Here is a 19,338-nt window from a genome sequence, read left to right as displayed (position 1 = left end):
CGGGCGTCACCCCAGGTCGGGGGCGTGCATGGCGCGCACGCCTTCGATATTGCCGTCCAGGTAGTGCCGCAGTGACAGCGGTACCAGGTGGACGGAGGCGATCCCGACGCGGGTGAACGGTACGCGGACGATCTCGTACTCTCCGACGGGCTCGTCGACCTCCGGGCCGTGCCGCAGGGACGGGTCCATGGATTCCAGGCGGCAGACGAAGAAGTGCTGCACCTTCACGCCGGTGGCGCTGTCGTCCTCGCCGATGTGCTCCACGGTGTCGACGAAACAGGGCACCACATCGGTGATCTTCGCGCCGAGCTCCTCGTACACCTCGCGGTGCAGGGCGTCGACGACGGTCGGGTCCCCCGGCTCGACCCCGCCGCCGGGGGTGACCCAGTAGGGATCCACGCCGGGCTTGGTGCGCTTGATCAGGATCAGGTTCTCGCCGTCCAGCAGAACGGCTCGAGCGGTGCGCTTGACCACGGGTCGGACGGTCATGGAGGAAATGTGGCCCGGCTGGTTCCACGTGAAACATCGTGGGAGGGCGCCGGCTGGCTCGCCGCGGCGGGACCACCGCCCCGACGGATCAACACCAGTCGGCGGCCGCCCGCTCCAGCCACTCATGGGCCCGGGCGATGTGCGGCATCGCCAGCGTGCCGGTGCGGACCACCAGGAAGTACGTGCGCAGCGGGGGGACCGGTGGTTTGTGCAGGGCCACCACCTCGCCCCGTTCGAGCGCGCCCGCGCAGAGGTAGCGGGGCAGGACCGCCAGCCCCGCTCCCGCGGTGGCACAGGCCAGCACCGCGCGTAGATCCGGGACGACGACGGCGCCCGGGGCGACGGGGCGGGAGTCGAAGACGGAGGCCCAGTAGCGGGCGACGAAGGGCAGTGACTCGTGCACCTCGATCACCGGAACGTGTTCCAGGGCCGAGGGACCCGGGTGACGGAGCAGGCCGGAACCGATCCGTTCGGCCCAGCGCGGAGCGGCGACCAGGACGTGCTCCTCGTCGCAGAGCGCAGTCGCCGAGAGCAGGGCCCCGCGGGGCCGGACCGTGCTGATGGCCAGATCGTGATGTCCGGCGGCCAGCCCCTCCAGGGTTTCCTCGGCGGTGCCGAAGGAGGCGCGCAGGGCGAAGCCCTGACCGTCCTCGCCGGTCAGCTCCGTGAGCGCGGGCAGTGCCCGCTCGGCGGTGAACTCCGGGGGACCGGCCAGGTGCAGCGTCCGTAAGGAGGAGTCCTCCTCCAGCCCGGACTCGGTGATCTCCATCAGGGCGTCGAGATGGGGCGCCGCCTTGTGGGCGAGCTCGTCCCCGATGGTCGTCGGTGTCACACCGCGCGCCTGCCGCAGGAACAGGGGTCGTCCCAGCTGCCGTTCCAGGGTCCGTATCTGCGAGGTGACGGCCGGCTGGGAGAGGCCGAGCAGGGCGGCGGCACGGGTGAAGGAGCCGGCCCGGTGCACGGTCACGAAGGTCCGCAGCAAGGCCAGATCCACGCCACACCCTCCCTCGCCGGTCCCTCCTGAGGGTCCGGACGTCCAACTATAAATAAGTCGATAGGCCTCTGTCGCTACAGTGATTGGACACTGACACTCAGTCAACTAGCCTTGGTCGAGCGGTTCTTCGCGCGGAACCGAGGACGGTCCGAGCCACGAGGGGGGAGGCTCGGACCGTCCGCCGCAGTGTGCCGATCCGGCAGGTCAGCCCGCTGATTCGTCCAGGGCCCGCAGTACGTCCGCGACCAGGTCCTCGGGGTCCTCGGCACCCACGGAGAAGCGGATGAAGCCCTCCGGCACCGCGTCCCCGCCCCAGCGTCCGCGCCGCTCCGCCGTGGACCGTACGCCGCCGAAACTCGTCGCGTCGTCCACGAGCCGCAGCGCGTCGAGGAAGCGGTCCGCACGGGCGCGCGTGGGCAGTGTGAAGGACACCACGCACCCGTAGCGCCGCATCTGCTGCGAGGCGGTCTTGTGCGAGGGATCGTCGGGCAGCCCCGGGTAGCGCAGCCCCGTCACCTCGGACCGCTCCCGCAGCGCCCGGGCGAGCGTCAGCGCGGAGGCGTTCTGCCGGTCGGCGCGCAGCTGGAGCGTGGCGATCGAGCGGTGCGCGAGCCAGGCCTCCATGGGCCCGGGGACGGCGCCGACGATCTTGCGCCAGCGGCGGACGGCGGCCATGGCCCCGGTGTCCCGGCCGGTGACGTAGCCCAGGAGCAGGTCACCGTGCCCGGTGAGCTGCTTGGTGCCGCTGGCCACCGCGAAGTCGGCGCCGAGCTCCAGCGGGCGCTGGCCGAGCGGTGTGGCGAGGGTGTTGTCGACGGCGACCAGGGCGCCCTGCGCGTGCGCCGCCTCGGCGAGGCGGCGCACGTCGCACACGTCCAGCCCCGGGTTCGAGGGCGTCTCGATCCACAGCAGCTTCGCACCGTCGAGGACCTCGAGCTGGGCGTCGCCGCCCGTCGGCGCGGTCCGCACCTCGATGCCGTACGCCTCCAGCTGGGTCCGCACCAGGGGCAGGGCCTGGTAGCCGTCGCTCGGCAGCACGACCGCGTCCCCGGTCCGCAGCTGGGAGAAGAGCACCGAGGAGATCGCGGCCATGCCCGAGGCGAAGGCCAGCGTCTCGACGTCGTCCCGGCCGGGCGCCTCCAGCTCGCCGATGGCCCGCTCCAGCAGCGTCCAGGTCGGGTTCTCGTCCCGGCCGTAGGTGTAGGGGCCGGTGGGGTCGCCCGGCAGGTGGAAGTGGGCGGCGAACACCGGTCCCGGCAGGGTCGGCTCGTACTTGACCGGCTCGGGCAGCCCGGCCCGCACCGCGCGGGTGCCGTCGCCCGTCCCCCCGTGGCCCGCGCCCGTCGTCGAATCGTTCATGCCGCCCGTCCTTCCACCTGCTCGCGTACCGAGGCGAGCAGTCCGGTGCTCGCCGCCTCCACCCTCTCAAGACACGCGTCGAATCCGTCCGCGCCCCCGTAATAGGGGTCCGGCACGTCGAGATCGTCACCGGCGGCGGGATCGTAGGAACGCAGCAGACGCACCTTGTCCGCGTCCCGGTCCGTCGGCGCGAGGCGGCGCAGCGCCCGGAGATGGCCGGAATCGAGCGCGATGACGAGATCGAGGCGGGCGAACCAGGACGGGTCGAACCGCCGTGCCGTGTGACCGGTGGCGTAGCCGTTCTCCCGCAGCACGGTCACCGTGCGGGGATCGGCGCCCTCACCCTCGTGCCAGCCGTCCGTGCCGGCGCTGTCCACCTCGACCAGGTCGTCGAGTCCGGCCTCCGCCACCCGCGCGCGGAAGACGGACTCGGCCATCGGGGAGCGGCAGATGTTGCCGGTGCAGACGAAGCAGACGCGGTAGGTCATCGTGCTCAGTCCTCGTCGGGCAGGACGACGCTGAGCGCCCAGGAGACGACGGAGATGATCAGGCCGCCCAGCACGGCCGTCCAGAAGCCCTCCACGTGGAAGCTCAGATCCAGCTGGTCGGCGAGCCAGGAGGTGAGCAGCAGCATCAACGCGTTCACCACCAGGGTGAACAGCCCCAGCGTGAGAATGAGCAGGGGAAGGCTCAGCAGCTTCACCACCGGCTTGACCAGGGAGTTCACCAACCCGAAGAGCAGCGCGACCAGGAGCAGTGTGCCGATCTCCTTGCCCGTGCTGTCACCGGTCAGGGTGATGTCGTCGAGCAGCCACACCGCGACCGCCAGGGCGCCCGCGTTGGCGATCGTCTTGACTAGGAAATTCATCATGTGTCTGATCGTGGCAGACACGATCGGACTCGGGCAGCGAGGCAGGGGCGGGACAAGACGATGAAGGCATTCCGGCTGGACGAACTGGAGGCGGAGCGCGCCGCCAACGACGGGGCGTATCTGCAGTTCCTGCGTGAGCGGAACATGTCGGTCGGCCTCTACGCCCTGGACGCCGGCGCCCAGGACCCGCAGCAGCCGCACCAGCAGGACGAGGTGTACTTCGTCGTCAGCGGGCGCGCGGCGATCACCGTCGGCATGGAGACCACCCAGGTGGCACGCGGCAGCGTCGTGTACGTACCGGCCGGCGTGGCCCACAAGTTCCACCACATCAGCGAGGACCTGCGGGTCCTGGTGGTGTTCTCTCCCCCCGAGAGCTGAGGAGCGCCGTCGGGGTTCCCTAGGGGATCGGTCAGGGGAGGACAAGGGGTCCGGGACCCCCGTGGGAGCACCTGTCGCCCTAGCATCGAGTGCAGGACATCATCGACGCGACCCGGCACTCGGCGGGCGGAGAGGTAAGGACGAGGGCGATGCGAGAGATCTTCGCGGGACTGCCGTGGTGGGTGAAGTGGATCGCGGTGCCGGCCATCGCCCTGGTCGTGTTCGGCGGGCTGATAGCGAGCGTGGTCGGCTTCGTGATCGGACTGCTCTTCAAGGCGCTGGTCTTCGTGGCGCTGGTCGGCGGACTGATCTACGTCGTACGGAAATTCACCTCGAGTTCCTCGTCGCGCGGCGACTGGTGAGCCGAGCGGTACCGGTGGAGCGGTAACAGGAATCACCGGTTCCCTCGGGCGGGGGAAGTTTCCCCGGCGGGCCGTCCGCGTGCGGTGACAGCCCGTTAGAGTCCGGAACTCGACGCGGGGACGGTCCCCGCGAGCGGCGACCCCCCACCCGTGTCCCCCCGCACGGGCTGCCTCCTCGCGTTTCGGGAGTGACCCTTGGCCACGACTGGCACCGGCCCCGCACAGCTGACGGCGGTCCCTCCGCAGCCCCGTTCGCCGACGTCCCCCGCACCGGCGCCCACCGCGACCCTCATCGGCTCCGTGCAGCGGGCCATGCGCCTGCTGGAGACCGTCGCCGGGCACGACTACGGGGCTCCCGCCAAACAGCTGGCCCGGGAGACCGGACTGGCGCTCCCCACCACGTACCACCTGCTGCGCACCCTGGTGCACGAGGGCTATCTGCGCCGCGACAAGGGGCTGTTCTTCCTCGGGGAGGCCGCGACGCGGCTGAGCGGCAGCGGAGCGGAGCAGAAACGTCGCAGCACGGTGGCCGACACCCTCGCCCGCTGGCGGGACGCGGTCGGCGCCCCCGTGTACTACGCCGTGTACCGCGAGGGCGAGATCGACGTCGTCCGCGTCTCCGACTCCCCCGGCCACCCCGCGGTGGAGGAGTGGGCCGACTTCCGGGAGACCGGACACGCCCACGCGATCGGGCAGTGCCTGCTCTCCCAGCTCGACGAGGAGGCCCGTCGCGACCACCTCGACCGCCATCCCGTGCGGCCCCTCACGCCGTACACCGTGCGCGACGACCACAGCCTGCTCAGGCGTCTGGAGCGGACGCGGCGGATGGATCCGGTGCTGGAGCGCCAGGAGTACGTCCTGGGGACGGTCTGCGCGGCGGTCCCCGTCACCGTCGGCTCCACGGCCGCGTCGGTCGCCCTCTCGCTGCCCGCACACCGGGCCGACCGGCTCGTCCCCGCGGCACGGCGGCTGCAGGCCGAGGTGGGGCGGCTCGTCGGCTCGCTCACGCTGTCTATCAGTATCTGAAAACTCACTCCTTGTGATCTGCTGTGTACGTTCAGCAAGATTCCCTTTGGTGTCAGGGTCCATGCCCGGCAAGTCCGCGGCGAATGACGGGGTAGGCGATGCGCGAATCCGTACAGGCAGAGGTCATGATGAGCTTTCTCGTGTCGGAGGAGCTGTCCTTCCGCATCCCGGTGGAGCTCCGCTACGACACCTGCGATCCCTACGCCGTGCGGCTGACCTTCCACCTGCCCGGGGACGCTCCCGTGACCTGGGCGTTCGGCCGGGAGCTCCTGGTCGACGGGGTCGGCCGGCCGTGCGGTGAAGGCGATGTGCGCGTCTCACCGGTGGACCCCGACGCGCTGGGCGAGGTGCTGATCCGGCTTCAGGTCGGCAGCGACCAGGCGCTGTTCCGCTCGTCGACCGCGCCGCTCGTGGCCTTCCTCGACCGCACCGACAAGCTGGTTCCGCTGGGCCAGGAGGGTGCGCTCGCCGACTTCGACGCCCACCTCGACGACGCGCTGGACCGCATCCTGGCGGAGCAGGGCGCCGGCTGAAGCGTTACGCCGGTCGGGTGGACCGGTGGCGGAACGCTTCAGCGCGGTCCGCCACCGTCACGCGGGTCGTCAGCGCTTACGGCGCCTGCCCCTCCCGCCGCGCCCCGCGGCCGCCCGGCCGCCCGGCTCCTGCCCGCGCCCCTGCGCCCCCGCCGGTGCCTTCGGACGGTCGGCCGAGACCACCAGCGCGGCCAGGGCCGTGGTCACCGGAACCGAGGCCACCAGCCCGATCGAGCCGATCAGGGTGCGTACGATCTCCTCCGCGACCAGTTCGCTGTTGGCGACCGTCCCCACGCTGCTCTGCGCGATGGAGAACAGCAGCAGCAGCGGCAGCGCGGCGCCCGCGTAGGCGAGGACCAGCGTGTTGACCACGGACGCGATGTGGTCGCGGCCGATGCGGATGCCCGCGCGGTACAGCCCGCGCCAGCCCGTCGACGGATTGGCCTCGTGGAGCTCCCAGACGGCGGACGTCTGCGTGACCGTCACGTCGTCGAGGACACCGAGCGACCCGATGATGACGCCGGCCAGCAGCAGACCGCTCATGTCGATCCCGGGATACAGCCCGTGGATCAGACCGGTGTTGTCGTCGGTGTTGCCGGTGAGCGCGGCCCACCCGATGAACACCGAACCCAGGACACCGATCAGCAGCAGTGAGATCAGCGTGCCGAGCACCGCCACCGAGGTCCGCGCCGACGGCCCGTGACAGAGGTACAAGGCGATCAGCATGATCGCGCTCGCCCCCACCACCGCCACGACCAGGGGGTTCGACCCCTGCAGGATCGCGGGCAGGACGAAGAAGTTGAGCACCAGGAAGCTGATCGCCAGCGCCACCAGCGCCATGACGCCGCGCAGCCGCCCCACGGCCACGACGGCGAGCGCGAAGACGCCCGCGAGCAGCGCCAGGGGGAAGCGCCGGTCGACATCGGTGACCGAGTACTGGAGGTCCTCGGGCGCGGAGGGCTCGTAGGCGACCACGACCTTCTGGCCCTCGCTCAGCTGCCGCGACTGGTCCGGCTGCACGATCTCCTGGAACGTACGGCCCTTGTCGTCACCGGTGTCGACCCGGATCGTCGCCTTCTTGCAGGTGCCGTCCGCCTGCTGCCGGGCGGACGAGCCCTCGGCGGTGGAGGTGTCGCCGGTCGGGACGCCTCCGGAGGCGTTGACGGACCGGCAGCTCAGCTCGACCACCTCGGTGACCGTGGCGTGCTGCGTCTGCCGGTCGAAGCCGACGCCGGTGCGCTCGTGCGCCGGGGCGCCGCCCGGCCACAGCACGGCGAGTCCGATCAGCACCGCCGCCGCGAACGGGATCAGGACCGCCGCGATGACCTTGCGCAGGTGCTGGGAGACGGGCGCCGCCGGGCCGTGTCCGTGCGCGTGGCCGTGGCCGCCGCCGTCTGCGGCGCCGGGTGTGCGCGGGGATTCGGACGGATACGGAGGAGGTTGAGTGGGGGTCACCGCCCGATCATCGCAAGAACGGGACGGGCCCTCTGTTCACCGCGCCACAAAGAACGCTAGCGTGGAGGCGCTTTTGTACACGCGGGAGCTCGGAGCACCGGGCTGAGAGGGCGCTGACCTCCGTCCCGGCGACGTCTCACCTCACGCACCAGCGGAGTGCGCGTGATGTGTCACACGGAACGCCGGCAGACGGAAACCGCTGCGTCGACCGCCGAACCTGTTACCGGGTAATGCCGGCGTAGGGAGTAGGTCTCATGACCAACAAGGACGCACGCACGCCTGCCTCCGCGCAGAACCCGACGGAGACGTCGGCGAACGAGGAGGCCGGGAAGTCCGTCGGATGGCACAAGGCGTACGTCGAGGGCACCCGCCCCGGCCTGCGGGTGCCGGTCCGTCAGGTGCACCTCACCAACGGGCGGTCGGTCACGTTGTACGACACGTCGGGCCCGTACACCGATCCGCTCGTCGACACCGATGTCCGCCGGGGCCTGGCCCCGCTGCGGGAGAACTGGATCACCGCCAGGGGCGACACGGAGGAGTACGCGGGCCGCCCCGTCCGTCCCGAGGACGACGGGATCAAGCACACCTCCCCGCGCGGGGGCCTGCGCAATCTGGATGCCGTGTTCCCCGGCCGGCCGCGCCTGCCGCGCCGGGGCCGCGCCGGCCGGGCGGTCACACAGCTCGCGTACGCGCGCCGCGGCGAGATCACACCCGAGATGGAGTACGTGGCGATCCGGGAGAACGTCGCGCCCGAAGTGGTCCGCGAGGAGATCGCGGCGGGCCGGGCGGTGCTGCCGGCCAACGTCAACCACCCGGAGATCGAGCCGATGATCATCGGCAAGCGGTTCCTGGTGAAGGTCAACGCCAACATCGGCAACTCGGCGGTGACGTCCTCCATCGAGGAGGAGGTCGAGAAGATGACCTGGGCGACCCGCTGGGGCGCCGACACGGTCATGGACCTCTCCACCGGCCGGAACATCCACACCACCCGTGAGTGGGTGCTGCGCAACTCCCCCGTCCCCATCGGAACCGTGCCGCTCTACCAGGCCCTGGAGAAGGTCGACGGCCGGGCCGAGGAGCTGACCTGGGAGATCTACAAGGACACGGTCGTCGAACAGGCCGAGCAGGGTGTGGACTACATGACGGTCCACGCCGGCGTGCGCCTCGCGTACGTACCGCTCACCGCGAACCGCAAGACGGGCATCGTCTCCCGCGGCGGCTCGATCATGGCCGCGTGGTGCCTGGCGCACCACAAGGAGTCGTTCCTGTACGAGCACTTCGAGGAGCTCTGCGAGATCCTCGCCGCGTACGACGTCACCTACTCGCTCGGCGACGGCCTGCGTCCCGGTTCCATCGCGGACGCCAACGACGAGGCGCAGTTCGCGGAGCTGCGGACGCTCGGGGAGCTCAACAGGATCGCGAAGAGCTTCGACGTCCAGACGATGATCGAGGGCCCGGGGCACGTCCCGATGCACAAGATCAAGGAGAACATCGACCTCCAGCAGGAGATCTGCGAGGAGGCCCCGTTCTACACGCTCGGCCCGCTGACGACGGACGTCGCGCCCGGGTACGACCACATCACGTCCGGCATCGGCGCCGCGATGATCGCCTGGTGGGGCACGGCCATGCTCTGCTACGTCACGCCCAAGGAGCACCTGGGCCTGCCCAACCGCGACGACGTGAAGACCGGCGTCATCACCTACAAGATCGCCGCCCACGCCGCCGACCTCGCCAAGGGTCACCCGGGTGCCCAGGAGTGGGACGACGCGCTCTCCGACGCCCGCTTCGAGTTCCGGTGGGAGGACCAGTTCAACCTCGCCCTGGACCCGGACACCGCACGCGAGTACCACGACGAGACGCTGCCGGCGGAACCCGCCAAGACGGCCCACTTCTGCTCGATGTGCGGGCCGAAGTTCTGTTCGATGAAGATCTCCCAGGACATCCGTCGTGAGCACGGCGGCAGCCGGGCCGAGATCGAGGAGGGGATGGCCCGGAAGTCGAAGGAGTTCGCGGCGGCGGGCAACCGCGTGTACCTGCCCGTCGTGGACTGAGCGTCCGCCGGCGCGGGGGCGGTGCCCGTGACGGGCGGGCCCCGCCCCCGCGGGCCGACGGGCTCCGCCGCCTCCCCCTGCGCCGGGGCGGGTGGGCGGACCGACCCCATGACAGCGAGTCCGACGAGCAAGGGGTCCCACCGTCCCGCCCCCGGCCCGCGCTCCCGGGGGACGGGGAACGCGGGCCGGGGGGACGGGACGTCCGGCTACTCCGGCTGGTGCTCCGGCCCCCCGAAGTCCGGACTCGAGTAGTCCGGGCTGGAGTAGCTCGGCCGCGTGCCACGGGCCGGTCCCTGCCGCGGGCTGGAGAAACCCGGCCGGTCGTACCCCAGGTGCGGAATGCGGCCGGCCGGCGCGGACGGTGCGGTGCGCCGCAGCGCGGGGGCCTTCGCCGGGTCGGTGAGCGCGTCCCGCAGGAACGGCAGGATCCCCCGCTCCAGCAGGGCATCGTGCCAGGCGTCCCTGGCCCGGGCCACCTCCTCGTCGGGTTCGTGGTGCGGACCGCCGTGCGCCGAGGGCTTGTTGCGCAGCGCGGTGAGCAGCAGGCCCACGGCGGCCACGAGGACGGCGACCGCCGTCACCGCGCCGAACACCCACCCCGTGGTGAGCATGGTCCGGGCGAACGCGGCGCCGGGGTCGACCATCCGCAGGACGTAGCCGACGAGCAGGAAGATCGCGGCCGCGGTTCCGGCCAGGACGGGTGCCAGGACGGCGACCACCGCGACGGCGCCCGCCCCGGTGGTCTCGGTGACCTCCCCCACGGTGGCGGCGAGCCCCGTGGCGTGCGGGCCCGCCTCGGTGGAGCCGGACCCGGAGGCGGACGGGACGGACGACTCCGGTGGCCGGCGCCGTTCCTCGCGGACCTTCACGTAGTGCTGGTACTCGGTCGCCGCGGCCGCCGTGATGATCGCGGTGGCGTCGAGCGCCATCGTGCGCAGTTGCTCCGGGTTGAGCCGCTGTCCGACCGCGGCCAGGTGTGGGTGGTGCGGTGCGGAGCGCAGCGCCTCATCGAGAATCCGCTCGTACTCCTGGCGGTCCTCGCTCAGCAGGTGCTGCGGAACGCTGTTCATGTGCATCCCCCGATGCTCCGTAGGGCTTGGGGCTCGGCATGCTGACGAGCCGTCGGGCAGAAACGGAGGGGAGCCTGCTACGGATAAGCCGATGGTAGAGCGGTGACGGCGCGCGGTGACAGGGGGTTTACCGAAATTGGCACGTGCACGGTGCGGTTGCGGGCCGCACGGTCACGGCCCGCTGAACCGTCAGATGTCCAGCGGCAGTTGCTGGACCAGCAGTTTCCCGGCCATGGTGACTCCGCCGTCCATCGCGATGGCGAGTCCGTCGGCGTAGACGTGAGGTCCGGTGACCACGGGGCCGCCGTCGTCCTCGCCGTCCTCGGAACCGACCTCGCCCAGCAGGTACGGGATCGGGCTGTGTCCGTGAACGACCCGGGTGCCGCCGTACGTATCCAGCAGGGAGCGCACCGCGTCCGCGCCGCCCTCGTCACGGAAGGAGAACCGCTTGGTGAACTTGCGGAACAGGTCCCAGACCTCGTCGGCGTCGTTGCGGGTGAGCGTCTCGCGGACGGTGTCGTTGACCTCTTCGATGGAGCGGCCGTAGTCGAGGTAGGCGGTGGTGTCGGAGTGCAGCAGCAGGTGGCCGTCGACCTCCTCGACGGCGTCGAGGCGGGCCATCCACTGCAGGTGGTGGTCCTGGAGGCGGTCCATGTCGGTCTTCTGGCCGCCGTTGAGCAGCCAGGCCGCCTGGAAGGTGGCGGTGCCCGCGCCGGAGTTGACGGGGGTGTCGCCGAACCGCCTGGCGCCGAGCAGCAGCAGTTCGTGGTTGCCCATGAGGGCCTTGCAGTAGCCGCCGGCGGCGGCGGCCTCGGCGGACAGCCGCATCACGAGGTCGATGACGCCGATGCCGTCCGGGCCGCGGTCGGTGAAGTCGCCGAGGAACCACAGCCGCGCGGTGCCGGCGCACCACTGGCCCGACGCGTCGAGGAGGCCCTGCTCCTGGAGGGCGGCCACCAGCTCGTCGAGATAACCGTGGACGTCGCCGACCACGTACAGCGGTCCCTGGCCCGTGGCGGGCTGCGGGACGGGTGCGGACGCGGGGTCGACGGTCACCTGGACGGTGTCACCCCGATGGATGACGGGGAGGTCCCGCTGGGTGGGCGTGTACCCCTCCGGGTAGGCCTCCTCGGAGGGCGGGACGACGTCGCCGGGGTGCGTGCTCTGGACGTACGGACCGGCCTCGTGGACGTACGCGGGTACCCGGAAGTCGCGCAACGTCGCCGTCCGCTCCGCCTCGGGTCCCTGACCGGCCCCCTGAGTCATCGACCCCTCCACCATCGCGCCGCTCCTGCACCGCGTCGGACTGCCTGGTCGCAGCGGCCCGCGGTGTCGTGGGCCCATCATAGGAATGCGGATCGCGCCATGTGATGACCCAGGGGTGGTGAATCGGAGCAAGACTCCGGTTCGTCGCGGCTTTCGTCCTGTTTGATCCGGCCTTGGCCCGCCCCGGGCCGCCCTTGCGGCACGCCTCCCGCCGGTGGCCGGCCCGCGCTGTTCCGGGAGGCGTTTCGTTTCCCCCGCAGGAGTGGCCGGTGAGCCCCTGGTTTCACTCCTCCGGAGGCGGGCGGCCGGCCGCGGGAACCGCCGCTTCCCCCCTCCGGAAGCGGAGGCCCCGTGCTCCGGGGCCGCCGCACGCCGCGCCGGGAAACCCCCTGTCACGCTCCCCTCGGCGCCCTCGGCGGACTGACCGTCCTGCGGGGCGGGCGCCGCTGCGAGGAGGTCCGCACGATCAGCTCGGTCGGTATGACCTGCTCCACCGGCCGGTCCGGGTCGGCCCCCTCGATGGCGTCGATGAGCAGCTGGATCACCGCCGTGCCGATGCGGCGCGGTTTGAGGGAGAGCGTGGTGACGGGCGGCTCGGTGCTGGCGTAGACCGTGGACTCGCTGCAGCAGACGAGCAGCAGGTCGTCCGGGACGCGCAGGCCGTAGCGGCGGGCGGCGGCGAGCAGGTCGGTGCCGTTCGGGTCGAACAGGCCGTAGACGGCGTCGGGGCGGTCGGGGCGGGCGAGCAGCCGGTCGGCGGCGACGGCGCCCGCGCACGGATCGTGTGCCGGGTAGGCCTCGTAGACCGGGTCCTGGCCCACGCGCTCGCACCAGCGCAGGTACGCGGTGGTCGACAGGTGGGTGTACGTGTCGGTGGTGGTGCCGGTGAGCAGGCCGATGCGGCGGGCGCCGGCGTCGGCGAGGTGTTCGAGGATGCCCGTCACGGCGGCCTCGTGGTCGTTGTCGACCCAGGCGGTGACCGGCAGCGAACCGGCCGGCCGGCCGTCGGAGACGACCGGGAGGCCCTGGCGGACCAGTTCGCTGACCACCGGGTCCTGGTCGGAGGGGTCGATGACGACCGTGCCGTCCAGGGCGACGTTGGACCACACGTCGTGGCGGGAGGTCGCGGGGAGGATGACGAGGGCGTAGCCGCGGGCGAGCGCGGCGGAGGTGGCGGCCCGCGCCATCTCGGCGAAGTACGCGAACTCGGTGAAGGTGAAAGGTTCATCCCCGTACGTCGTCACGGTCAGGCCGATGAGTCCGGACTTCCCGGTGCGGAGCGTACGGGCGGCGGCCGAGGGGCGGTACCCCAGTCTGTCGGCCACCTCGCGGACGTGGCGCCGGGTGGCGTCCGGGAGCCTGCCCTTGCCGTTGAGGGCGTCGGAGACGGTCGTGATGGAGACTCCGGCGGCGGCGGCCACGTCCCTGATGCCCGCTCGACCCGGCCGGCTGCCTCGGCGTGAGGTTTCCGCGCGGCTCACCTGGTGCTTCCCTGCTGCTGTCATGGCGAGCCGATAGTAGGGCTCATACGGTGGGGTAGGGCGGACGCATATGCACGCGTCGGCAGACACGTTTATGCATGATCATTTACTGTCAATCACCTTGGAAAGTAAAGGTGTTGAACGTTCCCATGCCAGGACCTGGCGCGTCGGCGCATGCGGGCCTGGCGAGGGTGCGATGTTGCGAAGAGGTCTCAACTCACCTGCACGGGGGATGCGCGCCACGGCGCAGGCCACCGGCGCATAGATATATGTGCGACGCGCCCCTGCCCATGCCTCCGTTCGCGCACCTTTGAGCAGAGTTGCCCCTGTTGTCGTTGTGGCGGAAGGTGAGGGTGGGAGCGCCCGCCACTCCTCTACGCAGCGGCCCCGAATCCTCATAAGGTGAGCAGTATTGGATGTCGGCGGCGGACACGGGTGCCGCCGGTCTTCGCGAGGAGGACTGCGGTGAGCGAGACGAGCCCCAAGCTGCGCGCCGAGCTGGAGGGGATCCCCACGTACAAGCCGGGCAAGCCGGCGGCGGCCGGCGGACCGGTGGCGTACAAGCTGTCCTCCAACGAGAACCCCTATCCGCCGCTGCCGGGGGTGATGGAGACCGTGACGGCGGCGGCCTGCTCTTTCAACCGGTACCCGGACATGGCCTGTACGGCGCTGACGGCCGAGCTGGCCGAGCGCTTCGCGGTCCCGGCCTCCCACCTGGCCACCGGCACCGGCTCGGTCGGTGTCGCCCAGCAGCTGCTGCAGGCCACGTCGGGTCCGGGCGACGAGGTGATCTACGCCTGGCGGTCCTTCGAGGCCTACCCGATCATCACGCGGATCAGCGGTGCCACGCCGGTCCAGGTGCCGCTCACCCCGGGTGACGTGCACGACCTGGACGCGATGGCCGAGGCGATCACCGACCGGACACGGCTCATTTTCGTCTGCAACCCCAACAACCCGACCGGCACGGTGGTGCGGAGGGCCGAGCTGGAGCGTTTCCTCGACCGGGTGCCGGGCGACGTCCTGGTGGTGCTCGACGAGGCCTACCGCGAGTTCATCCGGGACGCCGAGGTGCCGGACGGCGTCGAGATCTACCGGGAGCGGCCCAACGTCTGCGTGCTGCGGACCTTCTCCAAGGCGTACGGCCTGGCGGGGCTGCGCGTCGGTTTCGCCATCGCCCACGAGCCGGTGGCGGCGGCACTGCGCAAGACGGCGGTGCCGTTCGGGGTGAGCCAGCTCGCGCAGGACGCGGCGGTCGCCTCGCTGCGCGCCGAGGACGAGCTGATCGGCCGGGTCGGCTCCCTGGTGTGCGAGCGCAACCGCGTGGTGGGCGCGTTGCGGGAGCAGGGCTGGACGGTGCCGGAGACGCAGGCGAACTTCGTCTGGCTGCGACTGGGGGAGCGCACGGCGGCGTTCGCGCAGGCGTGCGAGCAGGCGGGCGCGGTCGTCCGGCCGTTCCCCGGCGAGGGCGTGCGGGTCACGATCGGCGAGACCGAGGCGAACGACATCTTCCTGAAGGCGGCGGAGGGCTTCCGCAAGGGGCTCTGACCGGCACGCGCGTCCGGGCGGCCGGCGGGATCTCCCGTCGGCCGCCTTCGTGTGCGTGTACGGGTGCGCCGGCCGTGCGCGCACGAAGGCGTCCGACGTCACAGGGGACCCCCCTTCCGGGGCTGAAAAGCGGTAGGTCATAATTGCTTGTGAATGTGAACGCGTTCACAAGCGCATCCCGTTTTCCTCCGGTATGCCGGGGACGAACGGGATCAAGCGGCCGCCGCGACCACGGCGAAGTAAGGAGCGACGACGTGGATCTGGCTCTGGCGCCGGAGACCCTGGCGCGATGGCAGTTCGGTATCACCACCGTCTACCACTTCCTCTTCGTTCCCCTGACGATCTCCCTCGCCGCCCTCACCGCCGGGCTGCAGACCGCCTGGGTGCGCACGGAGAAGGAGAAGTACCTCAGGGCGACGAAGTTCTGGGGCAAGCTCTTCCTGATCAACATCGCGATGGGTGTGGTCACCGGCATCGTGCAGGAGTTCCAGTTCGGTATGAACTGGTCCGACTACTCGCGGTTCGTCGGGGACGTCTTCGGGGCCCCGCTCGCCTTCGAGGCCCTGATCGCCTTCTTCTTCGAGTCCACCTTCATCGGACTGTGGATCTTCGGCTGGGACAAGCTGCCCAAGAGGATCCACCTGGCCTGCATCTGGATGGTCTCGATCGGCACCCTGCTGTCGGCGTACTTCATCCTCGCCGCCAACTCCTGGATGCAGCACCCGGTCGGCTACCGGATCAACGGGGAGAAGGGCCGCGCCGAGCTCACCGACTTCTGGCTGGTGCTCACCCAGAACACCACGCTCAACCAGGTCTTCCACAGCTTCTCGGCGGCCTTCCTGACCGGCGGCGCCTTCATGGTGGGCATCGCCGCCTTCCATCTGATGCGGAAGAAGCACATCCCCGTGATGCGGACCTCCCTCCGCCTCGGTCTGGTCACCCTCGCGGTCGGCGGCCTGTTCACCGCGATCAGCGGCGACACCCTCGGCAAGGTCATGTACGAGCAGCAGCCGATGAAGATGGCCGCCGCCGAGGCCCTGTGGGACGGCGAGGAGCCGGCGCCGTTCTCCGTGTTCGCCTACGGCGACGTCGACGCGGGCCACAACAAGGTCACCCTGGAGATCCCCGGACTGCTGTCCTTCCTGGCCCACAGCGACTTCGAGTCGTACGTGCCCGGCATCAACGACACCAACGAGGTCCTGCAGGAGAAGTTCGGCCCCGGTGACTACAAGCCCATCGTCCCGGTCGCCTACTGGGGCTTCCGCTGGATGATCGGCTTCGGCATGGCCTCCTTCTCGCTCGGCCTCCTCGGCCTGTGGCTCACCCGCAAGAAGTTCCTGCTGCCGGCCGCCCACCGCACCGGCGAGGACGAGGTGCCGCGTCTGGTGCTGCTGAAGAAGCCGCTCGGCTCCCGGCTCACCCGGCTGTACTGGCTGCTGGCGCTGTGGACCATGGCGTTCCCGCTGATCGCCAACTCCTGGGGCTGGATCTTCACCGAGATGGGCCGGCAGCCCTGGGTGGTCTACGGCGTGATGCGGACCGAGGACGCGGTCTCCCCCGGAGTGTCCACCGCGGAGGTCGTCATCTCGATGTCCGTCTTCACCCTGCTCTACGCCGTCCTGGCCGTCATCGAGGTCAGGTTGCTCGCCAAGTACGTCAAGGCGGGCCCGCCCGAACTCGGCGACTTCGACCTCAACCCGCCCACGAAGCTCGGCGGCGACACCCGTGACGCCGACAGGCCGATGGCCTTCTCGTACTAGGCCGAGGGAGCTGCACCGTCATGGAACTGCACGACGTCTGGTTCGTCCTGATCGCCGTCCTGTGGACCGGCTACTTCTTCCTGGAGGGATTCGACTTCGGGGTCGGCGTCCTCACCCGGCTGCTCGCCCGCGACCGGGCCGAGAAGCGGGTCCTGATCAACACCATCGGTCCCGTCTGGGACGGCAACGAGGTGTGGCTGCTCACGGCCGGCGGCGCGACCTTCGCCGCCTTCCCCGAGTGGTACGCCACGCTCTTCTCCGGCTTCTACCTCCCCCTGCTGGCCATCCTGGTCTGCCTGATCATCCGCGGTGTCGCCTTCGAGTACCGGGCGAAGCGGCCGGAGGAGCACTGGCAGCGCAACTGGGAGACGGCGATCTTCTGGACCTCGCTGATCCCCGCGTTCCTGTGGGGCGTGGCCTTCGGGAACATCGTGCGCGGTGTGAAGATCGACGCCGAGTTCGAGTACGTGGGCACCGTCTGGGACCTGCTCAACCCGTACGCCCTCCTGGGCGGCCTGGTCACCCTGACGCTGTTCACCTTCCACGGCACGGTGTTCACGGCGCTGAAGACGGTCGGCGAGATCCGGGAACGGGCGCGGAAGCTGGCCCTGCGCGTCGGTCTCGTCACCGCCGTACTGGCACTGGCCTTCCTGCTCTGGACCCAGGCCGCCGGCGGTGACGGCACCAGCCTGGTCGCGCTGGCCGTGGCGGTGACCGCGCTGGTGGCGGCCCTGCTGGCGAACCGGGCCGGCCGCGAGGGGTGGTCGTTCGCCCTGTCCGGCCTCACCATCGTGGCGGCGGTGGCGATGCTCTTCCTGACGCTGTTCCCGAACGTCATGCCGTCCACGCTGGACGCCGACTGGAGCCTGACCGTCACCAACGCCTCCTCCAGCCCCTACACCCTGAAGATCATGACCTGGCTCGCGGTGATCGCCACACCGGTGGTGCTGCTCTACCAGGGCTGGACCTACTGGGTGTTCCGCAAGCGGATCGGCACCCAGCACCTCGCCGACCCCGTGCACTGAGGGTGTGTTTCACGTGAAACCAATCGACCCGCGCCTGCTCCGGTACGCCCGCGCCACCCGGGGTTTTCTGGTGGCGGTCGTCGGCCTGGGGGCCTTCGGGGCGGTGCTGGTCATCGCCCAGGCCATGCTCATCGCCGAGATCGTGGTGGGCGCGTTCGAGGACGGACTGTCCGCCGATGAGCTCGGCACCCCCCTGCTGCTGCTCGTCGGCGTCGCGGCCGGCCGCGGTCTGGTCGGCTGGCTGACCGAGCTGGCCGCGCACCGGGCGAGCGCCGCGGTGAAGTCGGAGCTGCGGGGGCGGCTGCTGGAGCGGGCCACGGCGCTGGGGCCGGGCTGGCTGGACGGGCAGCGCATCGGATCGCTGGTCGCCCTGGCCACCCGCGGGGTCGACGCCCTCGACGGCTACTTCTCGCGCTATCTGCCCCAGTTGGGGCTCGCGGTGGTCGTGCCGGTGGCGGTGCTGGCGCGGATCGTCACCGAGGAGTGGGTCTCGGCGGCGATCATCGCGGGCACCCTGCCGCTCATCCCGGTCTTCATGGCACTGATCGGCTGGGCCACCCAGTCCCGGATGGACCGCCAGTGGCTGGTGCTCTCCCGGCTGTCCGGCCACTTCCTGGACGTCGTCGCCGGACTGCCGACGCTGAAGGTCTTCGGACGGGCCAAGGCACAGGCGGAGTCCGTCCGCCGGATCACCGCCGAGTACCGGCGGGCGACCATGCGGACGCTGCGGATCGCCTTCATCTCCTCCTTCGCGCTGGAGCTGCTCGCCACGCTGTCGGTGGCGCTGGTCGCCGTGACGATCGGCATGCGGCTCGTGTACGGCGAGATGGACCTCTCCACCGGCCTGGTCATCCTGATCCTGGCGCCGGAGGCGTATCTGCCGCTGCGGCAGGTCGGCGCCCAGTACCACGCGGCCGCGGAGGGGCTCGGAGCGGCCGAGGAGATCTTCTCGGTGCTGGAGACCCCCGTGCCGGCGCGGGGGTCGGGCGTGGTGCCGACGGGCGGCTTCGCCTTCGAGGGCGTGACGGTCCGCCATCCGGGCCGCTCCACGGACGCCGTGACGGACGTGTCCTTCACCGTCGGCCCCGGAGAGACGGTCGCGCTCGTCGGACCGAGCGGCGCGGGCAAGTCGACCCTGCTGAACGTGCTGCTCGGGTTCGTCCGCCCCACCGCGGGCCGGGTGCGGATCGGGGGCGCCGACCTCGGCGGACTCGACCTCGCCGAGTGGCACCGCCGGGTCGCCTGGGTGCCGCAGCGGCCGCACCTGTACGCCGGGACGATCGCCGAGAACGTACGGCTGGCCCGGCCCGACGCGGACGACGACGCCGTACGGCGCGCCCTGCGGGACGCCGGGGCGCTGGAGTTCGTGGACGCGCTGCCCGAGGGCACGGGGACCGTGCTCGGCGAAGACGGAGCGGGACTGTCGGCCGGGCAGCGGCAGCGGCTCGCACTGGCCCGCGCGTTCCTCGCGGACCGGCCGGTCCTGCTGCTCGACGAGCCGACGGCCGCACTGGACGGCGCCACCGAGGCGGGGATCGTGGCCGCGGTACGACGGCTGGCCGCCGGCCGGACGGTGCTGCTCGTGGTGCACCGTCCGGCGCTGCTGGCCGTCGCGGACCGGGTGGTACGGCTCGCGGATCCGGCCCCCGCCGCCCGGGGGGAGTCCCCGCGGG

At 71.0% G+C, this 19,338-nt stretch carries 18 protein-coding genes; 9 read left to right on the top strand and 9 right to left on the bottom strand.

The features are described 5' to 3' along the window. Positions 1–6 precede the first annotated feature (6 nt). From ABTY20_RS12395 to ABTY20_RS12375, 5 genes are all read right to left on the bottom strand, one after another. A complete protein-coding gene (locus ABTY20_RS12395; RefSeq protein WP_351996932.1) occupies positions 7–489 on the bottom strand; it encodes an NUDIX domain-containing protein in 483 nt (160 codons plus the stop codon). A gap of 88 nt (positions 490–577) precedes the next feature. Beyond that, positions 578–1,483 carry a LysR family transcriptional regulator gene (locus ABTY20_RS12390; RefSeq protein ID WP_351996931.1) on the bottom strand — a complete coding sequence of 302 codons (906 nt, stop codon included), beginning with the start codon at positions 1,481–1,483 and terminating at the stop codon, positions 578–580. Positions 1,484–1,687: 204 nt separating this feature from the next. After that, positions 1,688–2,842, bottom strand: a complete 1,155-nt coding sequence (locus ABTY20_RS12385) for a cystathionine gamma-lyase (RefSeq protein WP_351996930.1) — start codon at positions 2,840–2,842, stop codon at positions 1,688–1,690. Then, entirely contained in the window at positions 2,839–3,330 is a 492-nt protein-coding gene (locus ABTY20_RS12380) for a low molecular weight protein-tyrosine-phosphatase (RefSeq protein ID WP_351996929.1), read from the bottom strand. Before ABTY20_RS12380 ends, ABTY20_RS12385 begins: the two co-directional genes overlap by 4 nt. 5 nt (positions 3,331–3,335) lie before the next feature. Beyond that, on the bottom strand, positions 3,336–3,713 hold the full coding sequence (locus tag ABTY20_RS12375; protein ID WP_351996928.1) for a phage holin family protein: 378 nt from the start codon (positions 3,711–3,713) through the stop codon (positions 3,336–3,338). A gap of 60 nt (positions 3,714–3,773) precedes the next feature. On the opposite strand from ABTY20_RS12375, the gene ABTY20_RS12370 reads away from it, so the two are divergent. From ABTY20_RS12370 to ABTY20_RS12355, 4 genes are all read left to right on the top strand, one after another. Next, positions 3,774–4,091: a cupin domain-containing protein gene (locus tag ABTY20_RS12370; protein WP_351996927.1), complete on the top strand. Its 318-nt coding sequence runs from the start codon at positions 3,774–3,776 to the stop codon at positions 4,089–4,091. Positions 4,092–4,240: 149 nt separating this feature from the next. Then, positions 4,241–4,453: a DUF5326 family protein gene (locus ABTY20_RS12365; protein ID WP_351996926.1), complete on the top strand. Its 213-nt coding sequence runs from the start codon at positions 4,241–4,243 to the stop codon at positions 4,451–4,453. Positions 4,454–4,765: 312 nt separating this feature from the next. Continuing rightward, on the top strand, positions 4,766–5,479 hold the full coding sequence (locus ABTY20_RS12360) for an IclR family transcriptional regulator (protein WP_502991797.1): 714 nt from the start codon (positions 4,766–4,768) through the stop codon (positions 5,477–5,479). 98 nt (positions 5,480–5,577) lie between these two features. Beyond that, positions 5,578–6,012 (top strand): SsgA family sporulation/cell division regulator, encoded by a 435-nt coding sequence (locus tag ABTY20_RS12355; protein ID WP_351996925.1) that lies wholly within the window; start codon positions 5,578–5,580, stop codon positions 6,010–6,012. Between the two features lie 69 nt (positions 6,013–6,081). Here ABTY20_RS12355 and ABTY20_RS12350 read toward each other — a convergent pair whose 3' ends face one another. Continuing rightward, on the bottom strand, positions 6,082–7,467 hold the full coding sequence (locus ABTY20_RS12350; protein WP_351996924.1) for a YibE/F family protein: 1,386 nt from the start codon (positions 7,465–7,467) through the stop codon (positions 6,082–6,084). 254 nt (positions 7,468–7,721) lie between these two features. Between ABTY20_RS12350 and thiC the strand changes: the two genes are divergently transcribed. Continuing rightward, positions 7,722–9,518, top strand: a complete 1,797-nt coding sequence (gene thiC, locus ABTY20_RS12345) for a phosphomethylpyrimidine synthase ThiC (protein ID WP_351996923.1) — start codon at positions 7,722–7,724, stop codon at positions 9,516–9,518. 206 nt (positions 9,519–9,724) lie between these two features. Here thiC and ABTY20_RS12340 read toward each other — a convergent pair whose 3' ends face one another. The 3 genes from ABTY20_RS12340 to ABTY20_RS12330 form a co-directional block, all read right to left on the bottom strand. Next, positions 9,725–10,594 carry a hypothetical protein gene (locus tag ABTY20_RS12340; protein ID WP_351996922.1) on the bottom strand — a complete coding sequence of 290 codons (870 nt, stop codon included), beginning with the start codon at positions 10,592–10,594 and terminating at the stop codon, positions 9,725–9,727. 183 nt (positions 10,595–10,777) lie between these two features. Then, on the bottom strand, positions 10,778–11,869 hold the full coding sequence (locus tag ABTY20_RS12335; protein WP_351996921.1) for a metallophosphoesterase: 1,092 nt from the start codon (positions 11,867–11,869) through the stop codon (positions 10,778–10,780). A 377-nt stretch (positions 11,870–12,246) separates the two neighbouring features. Further along, complete coding sequence (locus ABTY20_RS12330) at positions 12,247–13,359, bottom strand: LacI family DNA-binding transcriptional regulator (RefSeq protein ID WP_351996920.1); 1,113 nt, start codon at positions 13,357–13,359, stop codon at positions 12,247–12,249. Between the two features lie 441 nt (positions 13,360–13,800). On the opposite strand from ABTY20_RS12330, the gene hisC reads away from it, so the two are divergent. From hisC to cydD, 4 genes are all read left to right on the top strand, one after another. Further along, positions 13,801–14,880: a histidinol-phosphate transaminase gene (hisC, locus tag ABTY20_RS12325; protein ID WP_351996919.1), complete on the top strand. Its 1,080-nt coding sequence runs from the start codon at positions 13,801–13,803 to the stop codon at positions 14,878–14,880. 254 nt (positions 14,881–15,134) lie between these two features. Further along, complete coding sequence (locus tag ABTY20_RS12320; RefSeq protein WP_351996918.1) at positions 15,135–16,640, top strand: cytochrome ubiquinol oxidase subunit I; 1,506 nt, start codon at positions 15,135–15,137, stop codon at positions 16,638–16,640. A gap of 20 nt (positions 16,641–16,660) precedes the next feature. Next, entirely contained in the window at positions 16,661–17,665 is a 1,005-nt protein-coding gene (gene cydB, locus ABTY20_RS12315) for a cytochrome d ubiquinol oxidase subunit II (RefSeq protein ID WP_351996917.1), read from the top strand. Positions 17,666–17,678: 13 nt separating this feature from the next. Beyond that, on the top strand, positions 17,679–19,338 hold a 1,660-nt coding region (gene cydD / locus ABTY20_RS12310; RefSeq protein WP_351996916.1), incomplete at its 3' end, for a thiol reductant ABC exporter subunit CydD.

It is taken from the genome of Streptomyces sp. NPDC126497, assembly GCF_040302425.1.
GTDB lineage: Bacteria > Actinomycetota > Actinomycetes > Streptomycetales > Streptomycetaceae > Streptomyces.
The sequence above is the reverse complement of the archived record's forward strand: the minus strand, read 5'-3'. Positions and strand labels throughout refer to the sequence as shown.

Bases quoted from the DNA above. Each gene is read 5' to 3' on its own strand.
- thiC (WP_351996923.1), top strand. From the start codon at position 7,722: ATGACCAACAAGGACGCACGCACGCCTGCCTCCGCGCAGAACCCGACG.
- ABTY20_RS12360 (WP_502991797.1), top strand. From the start codon at position 4,766: ATGCGCCTGCTGGAGACCGTCGCCGGGCACGACTACGGGGCTCCCGCC.
- ABTY20_RS12395 (WP_351996932.1), bottom strand. From the start codon at position 489: ATGACCGTCCGACCCGTGGTCAAGCGCACCGCTCGAGCCGTTCTGCTG.
- ABTY20_RS12330 (WP_351996920.1), bottom strand. From the start codon at position 13,359: ATGACAGCAGCAGGGAAGCACCAGGTGAGCCGCGCGGAAACCTCACGC.
- ABTY20_RS12380 (WP_351996929.1), bottom strand. From the start codon at position 3,330: ATGACCTACCGCGTCTGCTTCGTCTGCACCGGCAACATCTGCCGCTCC.
- ABTY20_RS12365 (WP_351996926.1), top strand. From the start codon at position 4,241: ATGCGAGAGATCTTCGCGGGACTGCCGTGGTGGGTGAAGTGGATCGCG.
- ABTY20_RS12335 (WP_351996921.1), bottom strand. From the start codon at position 11,869: ATGGTGGAGGGGTCGATGACTCAGGGGGCCGGTCAGGGACCCGAGGCG.
- ABTY20_RS12375 (WP_351996928.1), bottom strand. From the start codon at position 3,713: ATGATGAATTTCCTAGTCAAGACGATCGCCAACGCGGGCGCCCTGGCG.
- ABTY20_RS12355 (WP_351996925.1), top strand. From the start codon at position 5,578: ATGCGCGAATCCGTACAGGCAGAGGTCATGATGAGCTTTCTCGTGTCG.
- ABTY20_RS12340 (WP_351996922.1), bottom strand. From the start codon at position 10,594: ATGCACATGAACAGCGTTCCGCAGCACCTGCTGAGCGAGGACCGCCAG.
- cydB (WP_351996917.1), top strand. From the start codon at position 16,661: ATGGAACTGCACGACGTCTGGTTCGTCCTGATCGCCGTCCTGTGGACC.
- ABTY20_RS12370 (WP_351996927.1), top strand. From the start codon at position 3,774: ATGAAGGCATTCCGGCTGGACGAACTGGAGGCGGAGCGCGCCGCCAAC.
- ABTY20_RS12385 (WP_351996930.1), bottom strand. From the start codon at position 2,842: ATGAACGATTCGACGACGGGCGCGGGCCACGGGGGGACGGGCGACGGC.